Raw genomic sequence first — 20,651 nt, forward strand, 5'->3', positions numbered from 1 at the left:
TTCTCCATCATACCGGAAGCAGGCGGACCTGGCATTCGCCATCGAGAACGATCCCCGCGCTGGGCAGACCTGCAACGCGCGAGCGCAAGCGGCCGTGGTACAGGAAGACCCGCGGCCTGATTTTCGGTGCAACCGCGGGTCTCCTGGGCTGTGCCTCCTGGCCCCGGTCAGGTCTGGGGGACGGGGGACTCTGCCGGGCGGACCTGCTGAATCACCAGCGTCTTCCCGTCCGTGCCGAACTCCACCCAATCCCCTGGTTTGACTTGCTGCGTGAGCAACGCCTCCGACAACCGGTCCTCGATGTGCCGCTGGATGGCGCGCTTGAGCGGGCGGGCGCCGTACTGCGGATCGAACCCTTCCTTGGCGAGGAACTTCTTCGCCTCCTCGGTCAAGGTGAACGAGATGTTCTGCTCCGCCAGCCGTTTCTGCAGGTCGCGCACCATCAGGTCGACAATCTGCGCGATGTGCTCCTCGCTGAGCGGATGGAACACGATGATCTCGTCAATTCGGTTCAAGAACTCCGGCCGGAACGTCCGCTTCAGTTCATCCAACACCTTCGTCTTCATATCGGTGTACTCGCTGCTCGTGTCCGGCTTGAATCCGAGCGATCCGCCGCGGCGGATGGTCTCCGCGCCGACGTTGGACGTCATGATGATGACCGTGTTGCGGAAGTCGACGGTGCGTCCCTTACCGTCGGTGAGTCGGCCGTCATCCAACACCTGCAGGAGGATGTTGAATACCTCCGGGTGCGCCTTCTCCACCTCGTCGAGCAGCACGACCGAGTACGGCTTGCGCCGCACCTTCTCGGTCAGTTGACCGCCTTCCTCGTAGCCGACGTATCCGGGAGGCGCTCCGACCAAGCGTGCCGTCGAGTGGCGCTCCATGAACTCGGACATGTCGATCCGGATCATCGCGTCCTCGTCGCCGAACATCGCCTCCGCCAGCGCCCGCGCCAACTCCGTCTTGCCGACGCCCGTCGGTCCGAGGAAGATGAACGATCCGATGGGGCGCTTCGGGTCCTTGAGCCCGGCCCGGGCGCGCCGGATGGCGCGCGCCACCGCCGTCACCGCCTCGTCCTGGCCGATCACCCGGTCGTGCAGGATCTTCTCCAGGTTCATCAGCCGCTCGGACTCCTCCTGGGCGAGCTGCTTGACCGGGATCCCCGTCCAAGCCGAAACGATGTGGGCGATGTCCTCCGCCGTCACCTGGACGTCGTGATCGCTCTGGCGGCGCTTCCACTCGGCCTTGCGGTCCTCCAGCTCCTTCTTCAGTTTCTGCTCCTCGTCCCGCAGCGCCGCGGCCTTTTCGAACTCCTGGCTCTGCACGGCGGCATCCTTCTCGTTACGTACCCGCTCCAGCCGCGCTTCCAACTCCTTCAGGTTCGGCGGCGCGGTGTGGGTACGAAGACGGACGCGGGAAGCCGCCTCATCAATCAGGTCAATCGCCTTGTCCGGCAAGAAGCGATCGGTGATGTACCGGTCGGACAGCCGCACCGCGGCTTCCAGCGCCTCGTCCGTGATCTTCACGCGGTGGTGCGCCTCGTACCGATCGCGCAGACCGCGCAGGATCTGGATGGCTTCCTCCGGGGTCGGCTGGTCGACCATGATCGGCTGAAACCGGCGCTCCAGCGCAGCGTCTTTCTCGATGTGCTTGCGGTACTCGTCAAGGGTCGTCGCGCCGATGCACTGCAGCTCACCCCGTGCGAGGGCTGGTTTCAAGATGTTCGACGCGTCGATGGCCCCCTCCGCGCCGCCGGCGCCGATCAGCGTGTGCAACTCGTCGATGAAGAGAATCACGTTGCCGGCATGCCGGATCTCCTCGGTGATCTTCTTCAGCCGGTCCTCGAATTCGCCGCGGTACTTCGTCCCCGCGACCACGGTCCCCATGTCGAGCACCATCACCCGCTTGTTGCGCAGCGTCTCCGGGATGTCGCCGTTGACGATGCGCTGCGCCAAGCCCTCGGCGATCGCCGTCTTACCGACGCCCGGTTCGCCGATCAGCACCGGGTTGTTCTTCGTCCGCCGGGAAAGCACCTGGATCACGCGTTCGATCTCGTTACTGCGGCCGATCACCGGATCGAGCTTGCCATCCCGGGCCATCTGCGTGAGATCCCGGGCCAGCGAATCGAGGGTCGGTGTCCCGGCGCCGGCGTCCTTATCGGTTGCCGTATCCGCCGCGTCCCCGCCGAGCAGCTGCAACACCTGCTGTCGCGCCTTGTTGAGGCTCACGTTCAAGTTCGCCAGCACCCTCGCCGCGACGCCCTCTCCCTCCCGAATGAGGCCGAGCAGGATGTGCTCCGTCCCGACATACGAGTGGTTGAGCTTGCGCGCCTCGTCGATGGACAGCTCAATCACGCGCTTGGCGCGCGGCGTGTACGTCATGGCGCTGACGGGGCTCTGGCCAGGGCCGATGATCTTCTCCACCTCGGCCTGCACTTTTTCGGCGCTGACACCCAGAGCCTGCAGCGCCTTGGCGGCAATGCCCTCCCCTTCGCGGACCAACCCGAGGAGGATGTGCTCCGTCCCGACACCGGGGTGATGGAGCCGGGTCGCTTCCTCCTGCGCCAGTGCCAACACCTTTTGCGCGCGCTCCGTGAACCGTGTGTACATCAACCATGCACCTCCGTATCGTCCAGTCTGAGCCGTTCGCGGATGAGGGCCGCCCGGCGGACGTCCCGTTCCCCTGGGGACAGCTCTTGTCCGAAATACTTTTGCAGAAAAGCCGGTTGCGTCATGACCAACAGCTCCTGCAGGATGCGGGAGGACACCCCTTTGATGATGCCGAGATCGATGCCCAATCGGACATCGCTCAACCGCTGCAGGGTTTCCTTGGAATCCATCCGGCGTGCGTAAGCCAGGATACCGAAGGATCTGCAGACGCGATCTTCAAGCGCCTCCCGGTTCGCCTGCAACAGCGCCTTGCGCGCAGCGCGTTCGTGGTCGATGAGCTGCAGCACGACCCCGGTCAGGTTCTGAATGATCTCCTGCTCGGATTCCCCCAGCGTCACCTGGTTCGACACCTGAAACAGATTTCCGGCCGCCTCGCTGCCCTCTCCGTACAGACCGCGGACGGTCAGGCCGACCTGCGACACGGCGGACAACAAGCGGTTGATCTGGCCGGAGATGACCAATCCGGGCAGGTGCATCATCACCGAAGCGCGGATTCCGGTCCCCACGTTGGTCGGGCAGGCGGTGAGATAACCCAACCGCTCGTGAAAGGCCCACGTCAACTCGGACTCCAGCGCGTCGTCGACCGTGTTGGCCAGACGCCACGCCTCGTCGACCCGCATCCCCGGGAGGATGCATTGGATGCGCAGATGGTCTTCCTCGTTCACCATGATGCTGATGACCTCATCCTGCCGTAGCGCCACCGCACCGTGCCGCGCCTCTTCGGCGAGGTCCCGGCTGATGAGGTGCTTTTCCACCAGCACCGCCCGGTCGAGGGCGGACAGATCTGAGCAGCGGACCAATTCAAAATCTCCCAGTTTGCGCACCGCAGGACTGTTCAACGCCTTGGCGACGCGTTCAATCACCTGGTTCGCGTGGCTGTCCGTTTCCAACTGCGGAAACGGGATGCCCTCGAGGTTGCGGGCGATACGAACACGGCTGGTCAGCACGATGTCGTCCTGCGGGCCGCCCTCTCGCATCCAGGGACTCGTGGCGCGCTGCAGAAATTCACCCAGTGACATGCCCAGCCCCCCTAATCCTCCAACTGCTGTTCCAACCTGCGGATCTCATCGCGCAGCCGGGCGGCATGCTCAAACTGCTCGAGGCTGACCGCCTGCTGCAACTCGCGCCGCAGCCGCTGCAGCTCTTTCTTCACCTTGACTTGTCCGCCCGCACGCAACGGCACTTTCCCCGTGTGCGTCGTGTTGCTCTGGATCCGCCGGAGCATCGGCTCAAGCCTGGCTTCAAAACTGTCGTAGCAGTGCGCGCAGCCGAAGCGTCCGGTCTTGGTGAATTGGCTGTACGGCAATCCGCAGTGGTCGCAGCGCAGTTGTGTCAACGGCGGACTCGCGAATCCTGGTGAGGATTCCATGTTCAACAAGCCGCTCAGCAACTGGTTGAATTGAAACGGATTCCAACTATTGAAGGAAAACGCCTGGGCCGCCTTGCTCAAGAGATCGCCTTTCTCCTGTGCGCACTGGTCACACAAATGGTATTCGGTCTTGTCACCGCCAATCACCTGCGTGAAGTGGACGGTGGCCGGACGCTGTTGACACCGTTGACACAGCACAGGTTTCACCCTCCTCGTCGCCCTCGGCACCTCACCACTGTGGCTTGGCATCGTCCTCGGCGCGTTGTACCACGGCGGTCAAGGCCAGCAGCATTTGGGTCATCAGCCGGGCGCGCAGTTCATCGCGATAGGGCAGGTCGACATTCAGGACTTCTCGGCGGATGGCCGCGCGCAGCATGGCCGCCTCACGCTCGGTGACGACCTGTTCCCGAAGCAAACGGTCGATCACGCTCTCCGCCTCACGTTGGCTGATGGTGCTCCCCATGGATCGGACGAGCGTGACCAACGGCGCGTGCTCATCGAGGTCGATCCGGCGAATCCGAATGTACCCGCCGCCCCCTCGCTTGGACTCGACGATATAACCGTGATCGACCGAAAAACGGGTGCTGATCACATAGTTGATCTGCGAAGGGACGCACTGGAACAGTTCGGCCAATTCACTCCGTTGCACTTCGATGACACCGGATTGGCTCTGCTGCAAAATCCTCTTGAGGTAACGTTCGATGATGTCAGAAATATTGTTCCCCAATGCACCGCTTCACCACCCGTCTCCAATACGGTCTGCAGTATCCACGGTGGGACACCTGACCTTGACTGATGTTGACTTTGACCATTTCTGACCTTCATTATAGCGCATGAGCGAAAAAGTGCAAGCGCCTGTCTTTCAGCCTTTCCCGTGCAGAGGCTGCACATTCACCCCACCTGAGCTCCGGGGCTTCACCGGTTGCCAGAGGATTCTGGTATACTGTCGTCAGTCTCCGCTTGGCGTGGACGGCTTGGCTTGGACGGCCAGTGACCTGGTCCGACAGAAATACCGGAACTCTCGCGCAGCGGGGTGCCTTAAGCATGGATAATCATCTGCTCCCCGGCGGGTTCGGGGAGATTCCAGGGAGAAAGGTTGTCGAAGGGTATGGCTTCCAACAAACAGGCAGAGATCGCCCGTGCGGCTGTGAAGCTGTTTGAGCAGAAGGGGTATCATGCGACCTCTGTGCAGGACATCGCAGATGAGGTGGGACTTCAGAAAGGGAGCTTGTATCACTACATCCACTCGAAGGAAGACCTTTTGCTCCAAATCGCCCATCAGGCCATCAGTGATTTCAACCATCAGCTGGAACAGGTGATCGCGTCGGACCTGTCCGCCCGGGAGAAACTGGTGCGTGCCATCGAAAACCACATCACGGTGTCGGTGTCCAACCTGCAGACGACCACGGTCCTGTTGCGCGAAGCTTTTTCGCTCGGAGAAGACCAGCACAAGGTGATTCAATCCCTCACGGACCGGTATCTGGAACTGTGGACAAATATCATCCGCGAAGGGCAGGAGACCGGAGAATTCCGCACGCAGCATCCGAAACTGACAGCTCTGGCGCTGCTGGGGGCCTGTAACTGGGTGTACCGCTGGTACAAGACATCCGGAGAGATGACCGCGGAGCAGATCGCCCAGGTGTTCTCCGACGTGTTCCTGCGCGGCCTCCTCGCGGGGACGCCGGCGGGCAACTCCTGACGTCGATGAGGCGATGCCGTGGCGTAGGGCGTTGCCGTGATGAGGCGATGCCGTGACGGGGCGGTGCCGTTCCGCGGTGGATTGTCCGGGGGAGGGGGGCGGAGCCGTCATGCGCCGTCATGCGGGGCGTTATCCAAGGGGCGCGTTGACGCCCGCTTAACCCCAGTGCCACCCCGCCACCCCCTTTGGCCGTGGTGGGGCATAGTGCCGCGTTGGGTGGTAAAAACGATTTCCACCTTAATTCTCTGGGGACCCAGCACGATAGCGGACGTTTCGAACTAACTCGGACCCCCGCCGACACCATAAGGTGGTTTCGTCGCGTTATCCGCTCCATCCCCATTCCCCGTCCGCCCGCTTACATGCAAAACAGTCACTATCACGGCCCCAAGGCCCGCGAATAAAGGCGAAACCGTTTGTATTCATTCCAGCCTCGGGTGCCATAAGTGCAATTCGTTTGTTACAGCTCACCGAATGGGCGGTCTCGGCACCACGGTCAACTCATTCACCACCCATTCACCACCCATTTGCCCCCCATTGACACCCCATTCATCCCCCATTCCCACCCATTCTCCCCCGCTGAGCCGTCCCGACTGACATGGCGCCCGTCTGAGCCCTCACGTTAACACAGACCAGCCGCCATCCGCCGCGGCCGCAATCGGCGTCATTTGCGATCGCGCTGCGCATCAATCCCGACAAGCCCATGACAAGCCTACGCCTGCCGCACACCACACAGCAAAAGGCCCGGCCTGCACCTTCCGTGCATGCCGGGCCTTCTCTCTCGCCTGGCGGCGTCCTACTTTCCCAGGGGCTCCCGCCCCGAGTATCATCGGCGCTGGAGGGCTTAACGGTCGTGTTCGGGATGGGTACGCGTGTTTCCCCTCCGCTATGACCACCAGACTTCAGGGTGTCTTTGCACCCTCGAAACCAGATACCGAGTTTCCCTGCTTCTGGTGAAGCCCTCGACCGATTCGTATCCGTCTGCTCCACGTGTCACCACGCTTCCACACCGGACCGATCTACCTCGTCTTCTTCAAGGGGTCTTACTCCCTTTCGGGATGGGATACGTTATCTTGAGGCTGGCTTCGCGCTTAGATGCTTTCAGCGCTTATCCTTCCCCGACTTGGCTACCCAGCGGTGCTCCTGGCGGAACAACTGGGACACCAGCGGTCGGTTCGTCCCGGTCCTCTCGTACTAAGGACGACCCCTCTCACGTATCCTGCGCCCGCGGCAGATAGGGACCGAACTGTCTCACGACGTTCTGAACCCAGCTCGCGTACCGCTTTAATGGGCGAACAGCCCAACCCTTGGGACCGACTTCAGCCCCAGGATGCGATGAGCCGACATCGAGGTGCCAAACCTCCCCGTCGATGTGGACTCTTGGGGGAGATCAGCCTGTTATCCCCGGGGTAGCTTTTATCCGTTGAGCGATGGCCCTTCCACTCAGAACCACCGGGTCACTAAGCCCGACTTTCGTCCCTGCTCGACCTGTCCGTCTCGCAGTCAAGCTCCCTTCTGCCTTTACACTCTCCGCGCGATTTCCATCCGCGCTGAGGGAACCTTTGGGCGCCTCCGTTACCCTTTAGGAGGCGACCGCCCCAGTCAAACTGCCCGCCTGACACTGTCCCCATACCGGCTCCACGGTATCAGGTTAGAAAACAGGTATCTCAAGGGTGGTATCCCAACGCCGGCTCCATGCAGGCTGGCGCCCACACTTCTCTGCCTCCCACCTATCCTGTACATGACATACCCATCTCCAATATCAAGCTGCAGTAAAGCTCCACGGGGTCTTTCCGTCTAGCCGCGGGTAACCTGCATCTTCACAGGTATTACAATTTCACCGGGTCTCTCGTTGAGACAGCGCCCAAGTCGTTACGCCATTCGTGCGGGTCGGAACTTACCCGACAAGGAATTTCGCTACCTTAGGACCGTTATAGTTACGGCCGCCGTTTACTGGGGCTTCAATTCGGACCTTCGGGATCTCTCCCTAAGCCCTCCTCTTAACCTTCCAGCACCGGGCAGGCGTCAGCCCCTATACGTCGCCTTTCGGCTTCGCAGAGACCTGTGTTTTTGCTAAACAGTCGCTTGGGCCTTTTCACTGCGGCTCTGCTCTCACAGAGCGCCCCTTCTCCCGAAGTTACGGGGCCATTTTGCCGAGTTCCTTAACGAGAGTTCTCCCGCGCGCCTCCGTGTTCTCCACGCGCCCACCTGTGTCGGTTTCCGGTACGGGCACCTTGTCACTCGCTAGAGGCTTTTCTCGGCAGTGTGACTCCCAGGGCTTCGGTACTTTCCTTCCCTCCCCATCACAGCTCACGGTTACCAGTGTGCGGATTTGCCTGCACACCCCGCTTGCTGCTTGGACGGCCTCTTCCATCCGGCCGCTCCCCTGAGCCTCCTGCGTCACCCCTTCGCTCAAGCGTGCCAAGGTGGTACTGGAATTTCCACCAGTTCTCCTTCGACTACGCCTTTCGGCCTCGCCTTAGGTCCCGACTTACCCTGGGCGGACGATCCTTCCCCAGGAACCCTTGGGCTTTCGGCGGACAGGATTCTCACCTGTCTTTTCGCTACTTATACCGGCATTCTCTCTTCCGCTCGCTCCAGCTCGCCTCACAGCTCACCTTCCCCGCAAGCGGAACGCTCCCCTACCATACGTCTCCGTATCCAAAGCTTCGGTGGCCAGTTTAGCCCCGTTACATTTTCCGCGCAGCGACACTCGACCAGTGAGCTATTACGCACTCTTTAAATGATGGCTGCTTCTAAGCCAACATCCTGGTTGTCTGTGCACCGCCACATCGTTCCCCACTCAACTGGCACTTCGGGACCTTAGCTGTTGGTCTGGGCTGTTCCCCTCTCGACCACGGATCTTAGCACTCGTAGTCTGACTGCCAAGCACCCACAAAGCGGCATTCGGAGTTTGACTGAGCTTGGTAACCCTGGCCGGGCCCCGCACCCAATCAGTGCTCTACCTCCGCCTCTGTCCACTTGACGCTAGCCCTAAAGCTATTTCGGGGAGAACCAGCTATCTCCGAGTTCGATTGGAATTTCTCCCCTACCCCCAGCTCATCCCCCGGCTTTTCAACGCCGGTGGGTTCGGGCCTCCATGCGGTGTTACCCGCACTTCACCCTGGCCAGGGGTAGATCACCCGGTTTCGGGTCCATGTCAGCGGACTTGCGCCCTTTTCAGACTCGCTTTCGCTTCGGCTCCGGCTTTTCGCCTTAACCTCGCCCGCTAACATCACTCGCCGGTTCATTCTACAAAAGGCACGCCGTCACACGCCAACGCGTGCTCCGACTGATTGTAGGCACACGGTTTCAGGTTCTCTTTCACTCCGCTCCCGCGGTACTTTTCACCTTTCCCTCACGGTACTCTCCACTATCGGTCGCCAGGGAGTATTTAGCCTTGGAAGGTGGTCCTCCCGGATTCCCACGGGGTTCCTCGTGTCCCGCGGTACTTGGGGTCATACTCCGGAGCTGCATCGGTTTCGCCTACGGGGTTCTCACCCTCTACGACCGGCCTTCCCATGCCGTTCGGCTACCCATGCAGTTTCTCACTCCGTCAAGCCGTTGCAGCGGCTTGCCTGTATGCCCCGCTACCCCAACGCGGCAACGGCTGCAACCTCTCACACCGCGCTGGTTTGGGCTCCTCCGCGTTCGCTCGCCACTACTTGCGGAATCACGCTTGTTTTCTTCTCCTCGGGGTACTGAGATGTTTCAGTTCCCCCGGTTGCCCCCTTGCACCTATGCATTCAGTGCAAGGTACCGGCCCATGACGGCCGGTGGGTTCCCCCATTCGGACATCCACGGATCGACGCTCGCTTACAGCTCCCCGTGGCGTATCGGCGTTCGCCCCGTCCTTCATCGGCTCCTGGCGCCTAGGCATCCACCGTGCGCCCTTCCTATCTTCACCTGTCGCAGGTCACCCCTGACGTTTCCACGTCAGAAGCGTCTCTCGGTATCCAGTTTCCAAGGTACATCGAGAAAGCTACCCCCATGGTCTCCCACGGGTCTCGCCCCCTCAAAACCGAACACGCCTGAGAGCTCCTTGCTCCGTAGAAAGGAGGTGATCCAGCCGCACCTTCCGATACGGCTACCTTGTTACGACTTCACCCCAATCATCAGCCCCACCTTCGGCGGCTGGCTCCCTCTTGCGAGGGTTACCTCACCGACTTCGGGTGTTGCCGACTCTCGTGGTGTGACGGGCGGTGTGTACAAGGCCCGGGAACGTATTCACCGCGGCATGCTGATCCGCGATTACTAGCAATTCCGGCTTCATGCAGGCGAGTTGCAGCCTGCAATCCGAACTGGGGGCGGCTTTCAGGGTTTTGCTCCGCCTCGCGGCCTCGCCTCCCGTTGTACCGCCCATTGTAGCACGTGTGTAGCCCAGGACATAAAGGGCATGATGATTTGACGTCATCCCCACCTTCCTCCGACTTACGCCGGCAGTCACCTGTGAGTCCCCGCCTTTACGCGCTGGTAACACAGGTCAAGGGTTGCGCTCGTTGCGGGACTTAACCCAACATCTCACGACACGAGCTGACGACAACCATGCACCACCTGTCTCCCCTGCCCCGAAGGGAAACGCTATCTCTAGCGCTGTCAGGGGGATGTCAAGCCCTGGTAAGGTTCTTCGCGTTGCTTCGAATTAAACCACATGCTCCACTGCTTGTGCGGGCCCCCGTCAATTCCTTTGAGTTTCAGTCTTGCGACCGTACTCCCCAGGCGGAGTGCTTATTGGGTTTCCTTCGGCACTGAAGGGTAACCCCCCCAACACCTAGCACTCATCGTTTACGGCGTGGACTACCAGGGTATCTAATCCTGTTTGCTCCCCACGCTTTCGTGCCTCAGCGTCAGTCACTGTCCAGCAAGGCGCCTTCGCCACTGGTATTCCTCCACATATCTACGCATTTCACCGCTACACGTGGAATTCCCCTTGCCTCTCCAGCACTCAAGTCAAACAGTTTCCAAGGCCACCCCGAGGTTGAGCCTCGGTCTTTCACCTCGGACTTGCTTGACCGCCTACGCACGCTTTACGCCCAGTGATTCCGGACAACGCTCGCCCCCTACGTATTACCGCGGCTGCTGGCACGTAGTTTGCCGGGGCTTCCTCTCCCGGTACCGTCTCCCCTGCGGCTTTCCACTCCGCAGGTCGCTCTTCCCGGGTGACTGAGCTTTACAACCCGAAGGCCTTCTTCGCTCACGCGGCGTTGCTCCGTCAGGCTTGCGCCCATTGCGGAAGATTCCCTACTGCTGCCTCCCGTAGGAGTCTGGGCCGTGTCTCAGTCCCAGTGTGGCCGGTCACCCTCTCAGGTCGGCTACGCATCGTCGCCTTGGTGGGCCGTTACCCCGCCAACTAGCTAATGCGCCGCGGGCTCCTCTGTCAGCAGCGCTCTTGCGCCTTTCCCAACAGGCAGATGCCTGCCCATTGCTCTATCCGGCATTAGCACCCGTTTCCAGGCGTTATTCCGGTCTGACAGGCAGATTGCCCACGTGTTACTCACCCGTCCGCCGCTGGCTCCAAGGGGCAAGCCCCTTGAAACCCGCTCGACTTGCATGTATTAGGCACGCCGCCAGCGTTCGTCCTGAGCCAGGATCAAACTCTCAAACCTATCCTGTGATTCTCGCGAATCACTTCGTACGTTCGCTCTCATGGCGTGTTCAGTTTTCAAGGAACCAGTCGCTTTCTCACTTCGCCGCTCTCAACGGCGCCATCCATCTTACCACACCGCATCCTCGATGGGAAGTGGGGGTTTTTGGAGGACCTCCGCTTGGGCAGCCTTCTCTGGAAGGCTTCCACTCGCATGATCCCCTCTGGATGGCTCCGCTGCCCGGCACCCGATCGCCTGACCGGCGCCGTGGCCGTCGCAGCCATGCCGCCAGCAACGGTGCCGACGCCACAGCCGTCGCAGCAGCGACGTCGAGTAATATACCACGCCCGCGCCGTGAGATCAACAGGTAAAAATCAGGAAAGCGCCATATCGATCGCCCACCGTTCAGCACAAACCCCGTGCGAACAGAACGGGACGCCGCACTGCGACGTCCCGCGTATTCGAAGGCGACCGTACTCGAAGCTGACAGCGAGCCCGAGCAACAGCCTCGAAGGATTCGGACTGGCCCTGGCTCCGTGCACTTCCAACTCCAGTCCAGAGCCCATCCAAGCCACCTACCCGCCTGTCCAGACCCCGTTCAGGGTAGCATCGGAGGCAACGCTCACCCTAGTCTTCGGTCCGCTCCCGCATCAGCGGGAACAACAGCACGTCACGGATGGAGGGCTGGTTGGTCAACAGCATGACCAAGCGATCCACGCCGATGCCCAGCCCGCCCGTCGGCGGCATTCCGTGTTCCATGGCCGTCAGGAAATCCTCGTCGATCTCGAGCGCCTCGTCGTTCCCCGCTGCCTTCTCGCGCGCCTGCTGTTCAAACCGTTGCCGTTGGTCGATGGGATCGTTCAGCTCGGTGAACGCGTTGCCATGCTCCCTGCCGACGATGAACAGTTCGAAGCGGTCCGTGAACCTCGGATCCTGCGCGTTCTTTCGCGCCAGCGGGGACACTTCGACCGGATGTCCATACACGAAGGTCGGTTGAATGAGCTTGTCCTCGACCTTCTGCTCGAAGAACTCGTTGACAATATGCCCGTATTCCATTCCCGGGGTGATGTTCACCCCATGGGCGGCCGCCAGCGCCCGCGCCTCCTCCGTGGAGTGGACGCCCCAGAAATCGACGCCGGTGTGTTCGCGGATCAGATCGACCATGTGCCGGCGAGCCCACGGTCCGTCGAGGTGCACCACCTCGTCCCCGTAGGGGATCTCCAGCGTGCCGTTGACCTCCTGCGCAATGTAACGGATCATGTCCTCCGTGAGATCCATGATGTCGTGGAAGTCGGCGTACGCCTGATACAGCTCCAGCATCGTGAACTCTGGATTGTGTCGCGTGGACACGCCTTCGTTCCGGTACACCCGCCCGATCTCGTACACCCGCTCCAAGCCGCCGATGATGAGCCGCTTCAGGTGCAGCTCCAGCGCGATCCGCAGGTGCAATGTCATATCCAGCGCATTGTGGTGCGTCACAAAAGGCCGGGCGTGGGCACCGCTGGCCACCGTGTGCAGCGTCGGCGTCTCCACTTCCAGAAAGCCCCGGTCATCCAAAAATCGCCGCATCGCCTGCACGATCTTCGACCGGGCGATGAACGTCTCGCGGACATCCGGATTCACAATGAGATCCAGATACCGCTGCCGGTAGCGGCGTTCGACGTCCTTCAGACCGTGCCACTTCTCCGGGAGCGGCCGCAGCGACTTGGCGAGCACCGTGATGGATTCCGCCAGCACCGTGATCTCGCCCCGGTTGGTCCGAAAGACCGGGCCCTCCACACCCAGGAAGTCACCCAGATCCAGCAGTTGAAACACCTCGTACATATCCTTCCCCAGGACGTCGTACTTGGCGTAAATCTGAATGCTCCCGGTGCGGTCCTGAAGGACGGCAAACGTCGCCTTTCCGTGGCCCCGGCGTACCATCATCCGCCCGGCGATGCGGACGCGCAGCCCGATTTCATCCAACTCTTCCTTGGACTTGTCCGCACCAAACGCCAGGATGTCAGCCGCGTGATGGGTCACTTCGTAACGATGCCCAAACGGATCGATCCCGCGGGATTCCAATTCCCTCAGCTTATTGATGCGCGTCTGATACAGGTCCCGCTCGTCCACAACTCACCTCTCCAGTCCAACGAAACGGACGAGGTCGGGGAGCTTCCCCACCCTCGCCCGTCACAGCTCAGTCTGATGATCATCATACCACGAAGCCTGTCCGCTTGCGGACACGTCGGCAGGACCATGTGCCCGAACCGTCCATCCTCCGCTATCCGCTCACGGACGTTCAGCGCTTGATGCTGAGGATCTTGAACTGAATCGTCCCAGCCGGAACGGCGACTTCCACCACCGATCCGATGGACTTGCCGAGCAGCGCGCGCCCCACCGGCGACTCGTTGGAGATCTTGTTGCTCGCCGGATCCGCTTCAGCGGACCCCACAATGGTGTACTCGACTTCTTCGTCAAACTCGATGTCACGCAGTCGAACCGTCGATCCGATGCTGACCACGTCGGTGTTCACGTCGTTGTCCTGGATGATGCGCGCATTGCGCAGCATTTTTTCCAGGGTCATGATCCGCCCTTCAATAAAGGCTTGTTCGTTCTTGGCGTCTTCGTACTCGGAGTTCTCACTGATGTCACCGTAGCTGATGGCGAGCTTGATCCGTTCCGCCACCTCGCGGCGCTTCACGCTCTTCAGGTGCTCCAGTTCCTCCTCAAGTTTCTGCAGGCCTTCCGGCGTCAGCAGGACTTCCTTGTCAGCCATTCAGGTCTCTCCTTTGCAACCGCTGTGATACCCCTGTACATATGCCTTGGTGACATCTGAATATTCTTGTCCCGAAGTGTGAAAACACTGCCAGTACCGAAAGCGTACTAACAGTGTTGCGATCACGGGTCGGTTGCGTCGTCTATGCGCAATTATAGAGAGCGGTCCCCGGGATGTCAACGCATTCATGTGCAGCCAAAGACCGGTAGTTGTAAAATTCTCTTAAACTTCCGGCGAGAATTATCAGCCAGATTTATCCGGCTTTCTCCTTCGATCCCCGCTTGACCCGTCGCCTGCACCGCGATCGCCGCCTTTGTCATCCCCACGTTGAGGCGCTTCCGCCCCCGACACCATCGCCCCGCCCACCTGTGGCGAGGCACCGAGCAGTTCCGCCTCGGTCACGTGCAGAATCTCGGTCAGCCGCTGTACCAATGCCGGTGTCGGCGCGCGCGTCCCTCGCTCCAATCCGCCGATGATGGCGACACTCACTCCTGCGGCGGCCGCCAATTCCGCCTGGGTCCAATGTTTCAGTTTTCGGTACGCCCGCAGCCGCCTAGCAAATACGTCCGACATCGCGCACCCCCCCGTCCTTGGCCATCGCGTCCGCCATTTCCCGCACCGTCCGGCCACCGGGCCCCCGCAGGCCAGGTGCCAAGTCAGCCAACGGAATGAGGACAAATCCGCGCGTCCACATCCGCGGGTGCGGGATCTGCAGCGTACGAAAACAAATGTACTCCTGGTCGTACAAAAGGATATCCAAATCCAGCGTCCGCGGCCCGAACCGGATCTCCCGGACTCTGCCGAACCGCTGTTCTATCGCGTGGAGCGCACCGAGCAGGGGCAGCGGCCGCATCGCGACCTGCATACGCACCACCATATTCAAAAAATCGGGCTGCAGGAGGTACCCCACCGGCCGCGTTTCATACACGCGCGAGCAGACCACCGGCCCCACCGCCATGCGGTGCAGTTCATCCAAAGCGCCGAGCAGGTGGCGCACACGCGAGCCCTGATTGCTGCCCAAGCTCAGGTACACCGTGTGCAGCTCGGGATCAGTCTCACGCATCCCGGATGGCCTCCACCATTCTGCACGTTCTCACCGTCGCCAAAACATCGTGGACACGGACCATCCGCACCCCTGCGGCGACTCCCCAAGCCACCGTCGCGAGCGAGCCTTCCAGCCGGTCGGCAGGGCTCGTCCCCAACGTCCTGCCGATCACGCCCTTGCGGCTCGTCCCCAAGAGCACTGGCCATCCCAGTGCACAGTATTCGGAGAGACGGCGCAAGATTTGGAGGTTCTGATCGTACGTCTTCGCAAATCCGATCCCCGGATCGATCCACAGCTTGTCCTCTGCGATCCCCGCTTCCAGGCAGCGGGCGACGCCTGCGCGGGTCTCCTCGACGAGGACATCGAAGACCCGCTCGGGTGCAGGCTCTCGACGGTTGTGCATCCAGATATACACACAGCCCGCGTCGGCCACGACCTGCAACATGCGGGGATCGGCCAATCCGCCCCAGACATCATTGATAATGTCCGCCCCCAACTCGAGGGCCCGCGCGGCCGTCGCCGCCTTGAACGTGTCCACGGAAATGGGTACGGGCGCGTGGGCGCACAGCTCCCGCAGGACCGGTTCCAACCGCCGCCACTCCTCGTCTTCCGGTACCGGTGTGCACCCCGGCCGGGTGCTCTCCGCGCCGACGTCGATCACGTCCGCGCCTTCCTCCACCAGGCGGTACGCATGCTCGATGGCGTCCTTCGGATCGTAAAACCGCCCCCCGTCCGAGAACGAGTCCGGCGTCACGTTGACGATCCCCATCACCAACGTCTTGGACGATGTCCCACCGCCGCTCGCCACATTCCGCCGATTCCTGTCCGGCACATTCCCACCTCCCTGGCCAACTCACTCCGTCGCCATCAGAGCCGACAGATCGTCCGCCGTGAAAGTGTACCGTCTGTTGCAAAAGTGGCAGACGACCTCGGCCCCTCCCTGGTCCCGGATCATCGCCTCCAGTTCGGCACGGCCGAGACTCCTCAGGACGGACGCGATTCGATCCCGCTCGCATGTGCACCGGTGGACCACCCGGCGCCGCTCCAACACCTTCGCACCGGGCAACACCCGATCGAGCAAGTCCTCAGCAGAGGCCCCGGTTTTCAGGATATCCGTGACGCTCCCGAGCCCCGCCAGGCGTTGTTCCAGCATTTCCACATCCGCCTCCGTGTGGCCCGGCATCAACTGGACGATGAAACCGCCCGCTGCCAATACCGAATTGTCCGTGTCCACCAACACCCCGGCGCCGACCGCCGACGGTATCTGTTCCGACACCGCGAAGTAATACGTGAAATCGTCGCCGATCTCCCCCGTCTGCAGCTCAACGCTGCCGCGGTAGACATCGCGCAACCCCATATCGCGCATCACGTACAGCATCCCGCGGCCGACGGCCGTACCCACGTCGAGCTTCCCCAACGCATTGTTGGGGAGATGCACATGCGGATTTTCGACATACCCCCGCACGTGACCTGCCGCGTCGGAATCGACGATAATTTTTCCGAGCGGTCCGTCTCCGTCCACCTGCAGCGTCAACCGTTCGGCTGCCTTCAACAACATGCCCATCATCGCGCCGATGCTGGCCGTGCGACCCAGCGCAGCCGTGGCCACGGGCCATGTCCCGTGCAACCGTTGCAGCGTGTTCACCAACTCGGTCGTCCGGCATGCGAAACCGCGGACCGGCCTTCCTGGCACGGTCGCACGAACAACCATGTCTTCCGCCGTCATCCCAGCGCTCCTTTCCGTCCTGCCCGCCCCACACCACGCGGTGTTGCAGCTCTTCCCTACACTTCGCAGCCGACGATGGCGACGGACAGCTCCTTCGCCAAGTCCAGGTCCACCGGCGGTTGCACCGGTTCCCCTGCCGGCCCCTCCAACAACCGCACCACCGGCCGCTGTGTCTGCCAGCCGGTGCTGTGCACCACCACCCCCTTGAAGCCGTTGGACAGCCGCACCGTCATCCCGACCGGATAGACGGCGATGGTGCGAATGAACGTTTCGATCACGCGCGGATCGAACAAGGTCCCGTTTCCAGCCAGAAGCATCTCGTAGGCGTCGTGCGGCAGATACCCAGGCCGGTACACTCGGTTGGCCGTCAGCGCCTCGTACACGTCCGCCACCGCCGCGATGCGCGCGAACAGGTGAGTCTCCGCCCCCACCCGTCCGTGCGGGTACCCAGACCCATCTATCCGCTCATGATGGTGCAGTGCGATGATGGTGGACGTCGAAGCCAGTTCACCCGCCTCCTGCAGCAGTTCATATCCATACACGGTGTGCAGTTTGACCGTCTCGTACTCCTCATCCGTCAAGCGCCCGGGCTTTTTCAGGATGGTTTTGGGGACCCGCAGTTTGCCGACGTCGTGCAGCAACGTCCCGAGCCCCAGATTCACCAGGTCATCCTCCGAGAGGCGCAACCCGATCCCGAGCCCGAGTGCATAGAGCGTCACATTCACAGAGTGGTGGTACAGCTCCCCGTCGGTCAGATACACGTTGCCGAAATGCTGCCCAGCCTGCCCAAGTTCGCGCATCTGGGCGATGACCTCCTCCACCAACGGCCGCAGCCGCGTTCGCACGCGGCTTGGCCGAATGCGGTAGGTCGAGGGTGCCGAGACGAGCTCTGTCAATGTGTCGTACGTGGCGGCCAACACCTGCTGCCGCATCTCTGGCGTGATCGGCTCCGCCGGTACGATGTCGTCCGTCCGGTCATCTTCGATGCACACCGATGAGATCCCGAGCGCCAGCAGTCGATCCACCCAATGGGGCGTCAACGTCACCCCTCGCGCCAACAGCACGCGTCCGCGTTCGTCCAGGATGTGTCTGGCCAGAATCCGGTTCGGTTCGATGGTGTGCAGCGACACCCACCGCAAGCAAACCCCTCCTGCTCTTTCGGTACGGGCGTTTTGCTCCGCTTCTTCCGCGCAGCGAGCCGCTCCGCAAAACGCGCGTTCCGCGTGACATCCCTCAAAGGTGGGGGTGTGGCGTGCGCGCAACGTCTCGCTTTAGCACAGGCGAAGCGCAATGCACCCTGCCATACGCCGAGAACGTGCAAAGGACCCCCGAAGAGATTCGAGGGCCCCTTCGCACGCGTGCTTACGACTCCATCAACGCGCGGATCTCTTCTTCGTCGACCGTCTCCTTCTCCAAGAGCAGCTGTGCCAGCGCCTCGAGTTTGTCCCGCCTCTCCGTCAAAATTCGTTTCGTCCGCTCATGGCAGGATTCGACGATGCGTTTCATCTCCTCGTCGATCTCGTAAGCGACGCGATCGCTGTAGTTGGGTTCGAGAGACAGGTCGCGGCCGAGGAAGACCTGGCCCGTACCCTGGCGGCTCCCGAACTGCATCGGTCCCAGCCGCTCGCTCATCCCGTATTCGGTGACCATCTGACGTGCGATCCCGGTCACGCGCTGCAAGTCATTCGACGCGCCGGTGCTGATTTCATTGAACACGATCTCTTCGGCGACCCGCCCGCCCAACAGCCCGCAGATGCGATCGAGCATCTCCTGCTTGGTGGCGAAGTAACGGTCTTCCTTCGGCAGTGTGATGGTGTATCCGCCCGCCATGCCGCGCGGGATGATGGTCACCTTGTGGACCGTCTCGCCGTTCTGGAGGTAGTACCCCACGACTGCGTGACCCGCCTCGTGATAGGCGACCAGCTTCCGTTCCTTCTCAGACATCACACGGCTGCGCTTTTCAGGCCCGGCCATGACGCGGTCGATGGCTTCATCGATGTCCGCCCAGGTGATCTGGGACTGCTGTTTGCGAGCCGCCAGCAGAGCCGCCTCGTTCAGCACGTTTTCGAGATCGGCGCCAGTGAAACCGGGAGTCCGCTTGGCGATGACGTCCAAGCGCACGTCTGGCGCGAATGGCTTGTTGCGCGCGTGGACTTGCAGGATCTCCTCCCGCCCCTTGACGTCCGGGCGGTTGACGACGATCTGCCGATCAAAGCGGCCCGGCCGCAGCAACGCCGGGTCCAGAATGTCCGGACGGTTGGTCGCCGCGATGATGACAATGCCTTCGTTCGCCGCAAAACCGTCCATCTCCACCAGCAGCTGGTTCAGCGTCTGCTCGCGCTCGTCGTGGCCCCCGCCGAGTCCCGCCCCGCGGTGGCGGCCAACGGCGTCGATCTCGTCGATGAAGATGATACAGGGGGCGTTCTTCTTGGCGGTCTCGAACAGGTCGCGCACGCGCGAAGCGCCGACGCCGACGAACATCTCGACGAAATCGGAGCCGCTGATGCTGAAGAAGGGAACGCCTGCCTCACCGGCCACGGCGCGCGCCAACAGCGTCTTCCCGGTGCCCGGCGGGCCGACGAGCAGAACCCCTTTCGGGATCCGCGCGCCCAGGGCCGAGAAGCGTTTTGGATCCTTTAAGAACTCGACGATCTCCTCGAGTTCGGCCTTTTCTTCGTCCGCACCGGCGACGTCGCGGAACGTCACCTTCCGCTTCTCCTCGGAGTACAACCGGGCCCGGCTCTTGCCGAAGTTCATTACGCGGCTGCCTCCGCCCTGCGCCTGGTTGAAGAGGAAGAACATGAGGATGAAGATGAAGATGAACGGCACGACCGATTCGAGAACCTGAATCCAGACGGACGCCTTCGGTTGCGCCTCGTTGACGACGTCGAGTTTGTTGTTGACGAGAAAGTCGGATACATCGTGGTCGAGCAAGGCGCGCGTGGTGAACTTGGTGTCGTCCGTCAACGTGCCGTCGATGGTGGCCGTCAGACCCTCGGGCGTCACATAGACCTGGCCCTTGACCTCGTGGTTCTGAACTTTATTGACGAACTCCGTGTAGGAGAGGACTTTCCGGGTATGATCCTGACCGGTGATGTAGTCCACAACGCCCACGATGAGAAGCAAAATCAGGACGTAGAAGACAATGCTGCGGTAGAACCTGTTCATGCCTTACCTCCTCCCGGCCATGGCGCCCTCATTGTATCATACCGCGCACGCGCTCCGATAGCGCCAACGGACGCTGATCCGGCCAGGATCTCAGCGTTCGTACACCTCGGGTTTGAGGACACCCACATAGGGGAGATTTCGATAGCGCTCCGCGTAGTCGAGGCCGTACCCCACAATGAACTCGTTGGGCACGACAAACCCCCGGTAGTCTGCCTCGATCTCCAACTTCCGGCCCTCCGGCTTGTCGAACAATGCGGCCACCTTGACACTCGCCGCCCGCCGGTGCAGCAACACTTCCTTCAAATAGGCGAGCGTGAGCCCAGTATCGATGATATCCTCGACGATGACGACGTGACGCCCCTCCACGGGTCGCTCCAAATCTTTTAAGATCCGCACCACGCCGGAAGACTTCGAAGCGGCCCCGTAACTGGAAGTCGCCATGAAGTCCATCTCCAGGGGGATGGTCACGCGTTTGACGAGGTCTGCCATGAACAGAACGGCGCCCTTGAGGACGCAGATAAAGAGCGGATTCTTGCCATCGTAGTCCGCGGACAACTGCTGGCCCATGCGATCGACACACGCGAGGATCTCCTCCTCGCTGAACAGAACCTTCTCCAAATCTGGATGCATACGAG

Annotated in this window: 14 protein-coding genes and 3 rRNA genes; 1 reads left to right on the top strand and 16 read right to left on the bottom strand. The window is 61.5% G+C overall.

All coding sequences use genetic code 11. The annotated features are described in order from the left end of the window. Positions 1 to 167 precede the first annotated feature (167 nt). Genes N687_RS0111025 through N687_RS0111040 form a run of 4 tightly spaced genes read right to left on the bottom strand, consistent with a single transcriptional unit; the run spans position 168 to position 4,765 of the window. Positions 168 to 2,612, bottom strand: coding sequence for an ATP-dependent Clp protease ATP-binding subunit (locus N687_RS0111025; RefSeq protein WP_029421908.1), 2,445 nt, complete (start codon positions 2,610 to 2,612; stop codon positions 168 to 170). Next, complete coding sequence (locus tag N687_RS0111030) at positions 2,609 to 3,688, bottom strand: protein arginine kinase (RefSeq protein WP_029421909.1); 1,080 nt, start codon at positions 3,686 to 3,688, stop codon at positions 2,609 to 2,611. The genes N687_RS0111025 and N687_RS0111030 overlap by 4 nt, the downstream gene beginning before the upstream one ends. Before the next feature lie 11 nt (positions 3,689 to 3,699). Beyond that, the gene (locus N687_RS0111035; RefSeq protein ID WP_029421910.1) at positions 3,700 to 4,236 is read right to left on the bottom strand and encodes a UvrB/UvrC motif-containing protein; all 537 of its coding nucleotides are present in this window, start codon (positions 4,234 to 4,236) and stop codon (positions 3,700 to 3,702) included. Positions 4,237 to 4,267: 31 nt separating this feature from the next. After that, entirely contained in the window at positions 4,268 to 4,765 is a 498-nt protein-coding gene (locus N687_RS0111040; protein ID WP_051663161.1) for a CtsR family transcriptional regulator, read from the bottom strand. Between the two features lie 381 nt (positions 4,766 to 5,146). On the opposite strand from N687_RS0111040, the gene N687_RS0111045 reads away from it, so the two are divergent. After that, on the top strand, positions 5,147 to 5,737 hold the full coding sequence (locus N687_RS0111045; protein ID WP_029421912.1) for a TetR/AcrR family transcriptional regulator: 591 nt from the start codon (positions 5,147 to 5,149) through the stop codon (positions 5,735 to 5,737). Positions 5,738 to 6,517: 780 nt separating this feature from the next. Here the strand turns inward: N687_RS0111045 and rrf are convergent. The 12 genes from rrf to hpt form a co-directional block, all read right to left on the bottom strand. Further along, positions 6,518 to 6,634 (bottom strand): 5S ribosomal RNA (rrf, locus tag N687_RS0111050). Between the two features lie 50 nt (positions 6,635 to 6,684). Next, positions 6,685 to 9,641 (bottom strand): 23S ribosomal RNA (locus tag N687_RS0111055). Positions 9,642 to 9,787: 146 nt separating this feature from the next. Continuing rightward, positions 9,788 to 11,340 (bottom strand): 16S ribosomal RNA (locus N687_RS0111060). Together the 16S, 23S and 5S rRNA genes form the textbook arrangement of a ribosomal RNA operon. A gap of 606 nt (positions 11,341 to 11,946) precedes the next feature. Beyond that, positions 11,947 to 13,431, bottom strand: coding sequence for a lysine--tRNA ligase (gene lysS, locus N687_RS0111065; RefSeq protein ID WP_029421913.1), 1,485 nt, complete (start codon positions 13,429 to 13,431; stop codon positions 11,947 to 11,949). Positions 13,432 to 13,600: 169 nt separating this feature from the next. Beyond that, on the bottom strand, positions 13,601 to 14,077 hold the full coding sequence (gene greA, locus N687_RS0111070) for a transcription elongation factor GreA (protein ID WP_029421914.1): 477 nt from the start codon (positions 14,075 to 14,077) through the stop codon (positions 13,601 to 13,603). Between the two features lie 243 nt (positions 14,078 to 14,320). Continuing rightward, positions 14,321 to 14,650: a helix-turn-helix domain-containing protein gene (locus tag N687_RS23100; protein ID WP_081841323.1), complete on the bottom strand. Its 330-nt coding sequence runs from the start codon at positions 14,648 to 14,650 to the stop codon at positions 14,321 to 14,323. Next, positions 14,631 to 15,140, bottom strand: a complete 510-nt coding sequence (gene folK, locus N687_RS0111080; RefSeq protein WP_029421916.1) for a 2-amino-4-hydroxy-6-hydroxymethyldihydropteridine diphosphokinase — start codon at positions 15,138 to 15,140, stop codon at positions 14,631 to 14,633. Before folK ends, N687_RS23100 begins: the two co-directional genes overlap by 20 nt. After that, entirely contained in the window at positions 15,133 to 15,954 is an 822-nt protein-coding gene (gene folP / locus N687_RS0111085; protein ID WP_051663162.1) for a dihydropteroate synthase, read from the bottom strand. Before folP ends, folK begins: the two co-directional genes overlap by 8 nt. Before the next feature lie 21 nt (positions 15,955 to 15,975). Next, positions 15,976 to 16,848: an Hsp33 family molecular chaperone HslO gene (gene hslO / locus N687_RS0111090; protein ID WP_029421918.1), complete on the bottom strand. Its 873-nt coding sequence runs from the start codon at positions 16,846 to 16,848 to the stop codon at positions 15,976 to 15,978. A 56-nt stretch (positions 16,849 to 16,904) separates the two neighbouring features. Continuing rightward, a complete protein-coding gene (locus tag N687_RS0111095; protein WP_231493601.1) occupies positions 16,905 to 17,978 on the bottom strand; it encodes an HD-GYP domain-containing protein in 1,074 nt (357 codons plus the stop codon). A gap of 232 nt (positions 17,979 to 18,210) precedes the next feature. Further along, the gene (gene ftsH, locus N687_RS0111100; RefSeq protein ID WP_029421920.1) at positions 18,211 to 20,016 is read right to left on the bottom strand and encodes an ATP-dependent zinc metalloprotease FtsH; all 1,806 of its coding nucleotides are present in this window, start codon (positions 20,014 to 20,016) and stop codon (positions 18,211 to 18,213) included. Between the two features lie 90 nt (positions 20,017 to 20,106). Beyond that, positions 20,107 to 20,646, bottom strand: coding sequence for a hypoxanthine phosphoribosyltransferase (gene hpt, locus N687_RS0111105; RefSeq protein ID WP_029421921.1), 540 nt, complete (start codon positions 20,644 to 20,646; stop codon positions 20,107 to 20,109). Between the last annotated feature and the right edge of the window lie 5 nt (positions 20,647 to 20,651).

Origin of the sequence: Alicyclobacillus macrosporangiidus CPP55 (genome assembly GCF_000702485.1) — a bacterium.
Lineage (GTDB): Bacteria > Bacillota > Bacilli > Alicyclobacillales > Alicyclobacillaceae > Alicyclobacillus_H > Alicyclobacillus_H macrosporangiidus_B.

What these genes read in the sequence shown, in the direction of transcription:
- N687_RS0111030 (WP_029421909.1), bottom strand. Translation starts at nt 3,688, where the DNA reads ATGTCACTGGGTGAATTTCTGCAGCGCGCCACGAGTCCCTGGATGCGA.
- N687_RS0111045 (WP_029421912.1), top strand. Translation starts at nt 5,147, where the DNA reads ATGGCTTCCAACAAACAGGCAGAGATCGCCCGTGCGGCTGTGAAGCTG.
- greA (WP_029421914.1), bottom strand. Translation starts at nt 14,077, where the DNA reads ATGGCTGACAAGGAAGTCCTGCTGACGCCGGAAGGCCTGCAGAAACTT.
- N687_RS23100 (WP_081841323.1), bottom strand. Translation starts at nt 14,650, where the DNA reads ATGTCGGACGTATTTGCTAGGCGGCTGCGGGCGTACCGAAAACTGAAA.
- folK (WP_029421916.1), bottom strand. Translation starts at nt 15,140, where the DNA reads ATGCGTGAGACTGATCCCGAGCTGCACACGGTGTACCTGAGCTTGGGC.
- hslO (WP_029421918.1), bottom strand. Translation starts at nt 16,848, where the DNA reads ATGACGGCGGAAGACATGGTTGTTCGTGCGACCGTGCCAGGAAGGCCG.
- ftsH (WP_029421920.1), bottom strand. Translation starts at nt 20,016, where the DNA reads ATGAACAGGTTCTACCGCAGCATTGTCTTCTACGTCCTGATTTTGCTT.
- hpt (WP_029421921.1), bottom strand. Translation starts at nt 20,646, where the DNA reads ATGCATCCAGATTTGGAGAAGGTTCTGTTCAGCGAGGAGGAGATCCTC.